Below are 3,572 nucleotides of genomic sequence, written 5' to 3'. Positions count from 1 at the left end.
AAAATCGGCAGCGGTCGGGTCACGGTGATCGTGCGGGGGGATGTCTCGGAGGTGCAAGCCTCGGTGGCTGCCGGTTTGGAGTCTGCCAAGCGGGTGAGCGGGGGTGAGATTCTCTCCCACCACATCATTGCCCGTCCCCACGAGAACCTGGAGTTTGTGTTGCCCATCCGCTATACCGAGGCGGTAGAGCAGTTCCGCACCTAGTCCCCACTTCAGTAAAGTTCGCACCCCAGAAAGTTCGCACCCCACTTTCACTTTCAGCGTAAGGAGTACCTATGGCTATTGCAGTTGGAATGATCGAAACCCTGGGCTTCCCGGCAGTGGTAGAAGCTGCCGACGCCATGGTCAAGGCAGCCCGCGTTACCCTGGTGGGTTACGAGAAAATCAGCAGCGGTCGGGTCACCGTGATCGTGCGGGGGGATGTCTCGGAGGTGCAAGCCTCGGTGGCTGCCGGCATTGACTCGGTGAAGCGGGTGAACGGCGGCCAGTTGTTGTCTTGGCACATTATCGCCCGTCCCCACGAGAACCTGGAGTACGTGTTGCCCATTCGCTACACCGAGGATGTGGCTCAGTTCCGCGAAGGGGTCAATGCCATCCGTCCCTTCACCCGTCCCTGATGCGTATTGCCATTGTGCGGGGCACCGTCACCAGCACCCAGAAGGATCCCAGCTTGACGGGCGTGAAGTTTTTGTTGGTGCAGTACGTCGATCTCGAGGGCCAGCCGCAACCCGATTACGCTGTGGCTGCCGATCCGGTGGGGGCCGGCATTGACGAGTGGGTGCTGGTTAGCCAAGGCAGTGCCGCTCGCCAGCCGCAAGGAAACCAGACTCGCCCGCTGGATGCAGTGGTGATGGCGATTATCGATACGGTCAGCGTTGGCGGTCGCTCTCTCTACAACAAGCGCGATCAACGCTAGCTGGGATCCCTTCCCTTCTCATCTCTCTTGCTGCCCTTGTCCGCCCTACTGCGTTCTAGAGGCTCACGGTTATGCCTGCTCACACCTATGCTGCACCGCCAACGCCCTGGTCTCGCCGACTGGCGGAGCCCAAGATCGATCCCACAGCCTACGTGCATTCTTTCTCCAACCTCATTGGGGATGTGCGGGTGGAAGCGGAGGTGCTGATCGCCCCGGGAACTTCCATTCGCGCTGACGAGGGATCCCCCTTCCACATTGGCGCCAGATCCAACATTCAGGATGGGGTGGTCATCCACGGCCTGGAACAGGGGCGGGTGATAGGAGAAGACGGCCAACCCTACTCCGTTTGGATTGGCAGAAACACTTCCATTGCCCACATGGCTCTGATCCACGGGCCGGCCTACGTGGGCAACGACTGCTTTATTGGCTTCCGCTCGACGGTGTTCAACGCTCGGGTTGGGGATGGCTGCATCATCATGTTGCATTGCCTGATCCAGGATGTGGAGATCCCCCCAGGCAAGTACGTGCCTTCTGGATCCATCATCACCACCCAGGCCGAGGCCGACCGGCTGCCCGACGTCCAGGATAGCGATGCCAAGTTTGCCCAACACGTGATCGGCATCAACCAAGCCCTGCGAGAGGGCTACCAGTGCAGCGAAAACCTCGTCTGTATCGCTCCCATCCGCAACGAACTGCAGCGCACCTCTAACTCAACGGCTACGGAGACGGCACCCATGACTCATTCTTCCCATCGCGGCAATGGCCGGAACGGCGGCGGATCCCCTCTCAAGCCGGAGGTGGTGGAGCAAATTCGTGCCCTGTTGGCCCAAGGCTATCGCGTGGGGCTAGAGTATGCCGATGCTCGCCGCTTCAAAACCTCTTCCTGGCAAAGCGAAAGCCCAATCGCCAGCACCCACGAGGCGGAGGTGGTGCGATCGCTGGGGGCCATCCTGGCGGAGCACCAGGGAGAATATGTGCGCCTACTGGGGATCGATCCCAAGGCCAAACGGCGGGTGCTGGAGCAGATCATCCAAACCCCCGATGGGCCGGCGCTGGTTTCTGGGATGCCCAGCCGCGTCTCGGCAGCCGCTGCCCCGAGTTCTGGCACATCCGGCCCTCAGTCTGGCTCAGGGCTAGAGGAAGAAATCCGAACGCTGTTGGCGCAGGGGTATCGCATTGGCCTGGAGGTGGCCGATGCCCGCCGCTACCGCACCTCTTCTTGGCAGACCTTGAGCAATTTGAGCGGTCAGCCGCAGGAGATCCTGGCCGCTGTTCAGGCTGCCCTAGCAGAGCACCAGGGAGAATATGTGCGCCTGTTGGGGATCGATCCCAAAGGCAAACGGCGGGTGCTGGAGAAGGTCATTCAAACCCCGCAAGGCCAGGTGAGCAGCAGTCCTGCAGGAACCGGCGTGGTGGCAGATACGGCTCCTGCGGCAGGGGGCAGTGCCGGCCTGGATCTGGAGGTGCAGGAGGAGGTGCATCGGCTGCTGGCTCAGGGCTATCGCATCGGCTACGAATATGCCGACGAGCGCCGCTTCAAAACCTCTTCCTGGCAGAGTGGGCCGGCCATTCGCGCCACCCGCGGGCCAGAGGTGTTGGCTAAGCTGACGGCTGCCCTGGCGGAGCACCAGGGAGAATATGTGCGCCTGCTGGGGATCGATCCCAAAGGCAAACGGCGGGTCTATGAGCGCATCATCCAAACCCCTAGCGGAAAATCTGCTGCTGCTGCCGCGGCTCCTGCTTCTGCCCCCAAGGGATCCCCTTCTGGCACCCGCCTCAATGCCGAGGTGGTGGCTCAGGTGCAGCAGTTGCTCAGCCAAGGCTACCGCATCGGCACCGAACATGCGGACAAGCGCCGTTTTCGCACCTCTTCTTGGCAAAGCTGTAGCCCCATCGAGGCCACCCAAGTGCCGCAAGTGGTGGCAGCTCTGGAAGCCTGTCTGGAGGAACATCGCGGCGAATACGTCCGCCTGCTGGGTATTGACCCAAAAGCCAAACGGCGAGTGCTGGAGCAGATCATCCAAACCCCTTGAGGGATCCCAGCTTTTTTTGACCTCTGTTGGTTCAAGCCCAACCCCCCAGCGATGAGGAGCACTTTGTTGGCCTCTACTTTGCCCAACTCCATGACGCTCCGCGCCTTGCCTGGCCAGAACGACGAAACTCGCTATTTTGTCAGTGGTGAGGTACAGGTGGAAGCCGGGGCGGGGATTGGGGCAGGGGTGCTGCTGCGGGCCAACCCCGGCTGTCGAATTCACATCGGGCGCGGCGCGTGTATCGGCATGGGATCCGTTCTGCACGCCTGTGGGGGATCCCTCATCGTGGAGGCGGGAGCAACCTTGGGAATGGGGGTGCTGGTGATCGGGCAGGGCACCATCGGCAAAAACGCCTGCATCGGCTCAGAAACCACAGTGCTGAATTGTTCGGTGCTCAGCCAAGCAGTCATTCCCCCCGGCTCGCTGCTCGGGGATCCCACCTATGGTTTCGATCTCCAAGAAGCGGGCGGCAGCAAGCCCATCCCGGCAGAGCCCTCGCCGGCGGCAGTGGAAATGGCTCCAGAGATGTCGCCTGAGCCGTCTCCCCCGCCCAGTTCTCCGGTGGCCAATGTTGAAAAGCAAACCCGCCGCTGGCAGGAAGCTGCCGAGCAAACCCAAGAAAA

At 61.5% G+C, this 3,572-nt stretch carries 5 protein-coding genes; all 5 read left to right on the top strand.

Translation table 11 applies throughout. The features are described 5' to 3' along the window. The coding region (locus NW820_RS08740; RefSeq protein WP_414407267.1) for a BMC domain-containing protein at positions 1-204 on the top strand (204 nt) is incomplete at its 5' end. Positions 205-275: 71 nt separating this feature from the next. Beyond that, positions 276-617: a carbon dioxide-concentrating mechanism protein CcmK gene (locus tag NW820_RS08735; RefSeq protein ID WP_011433395.1), complete on the top strand. Its 342-nt coding sequence runs from the start codon at positions 276-278 to the stop codon at positions 615-617. After that, positions 617-916 (top strand): EutN/CcmL family microcompartment protein, encoded by a 300-nt coding sequence (locus NW820_RS08730; RefSeq protein ID WP_011433394.1) that lies wholly within the window; start codon positions 617-619, stop codon positions 914-916. Before NW820_RS08735 ends, NW820_RS08730 begins: the two co-directional genes overlap by 1 nt. Before the next feature lie 71 nt (positions 917-987). Continuing rightward, positions 988-2,949 carry a ribulose bisphosphate carboxylase small subunit gene (locus NW820_RS08725; RefSeq protein WP_414407266.1) on the top strand — a complete coding sequence of 654 codons (1,962 nt, stop codon included), beginning with the start codon at positions 988-990 and terminating at the stop codon, positions 2,947-2,949. Positions 2,950-3,015: 66 nt separating this feature from the next. Then, positions 3,016-3,572: hypothetical protein (locus tag NW820_RS08720; protein WP_414407265.1), on the top strand; the 557-nt coding region annotated here is incomplete at its 3' end.

Origin of the sequence: Synechococcus sp. R55.7, assembly GCF_047461955.1 — a bacterium.
Lineage (GTDB): Bacteria > Cyanobacteriota > Cyanobacteriia > Thermostichales > Thermostichaceae > Thermostichus.
Note: the sequence above shows the minus strand (reverse complement) of the source record. Positions and strands in the feature narration are given on the sequence as shown.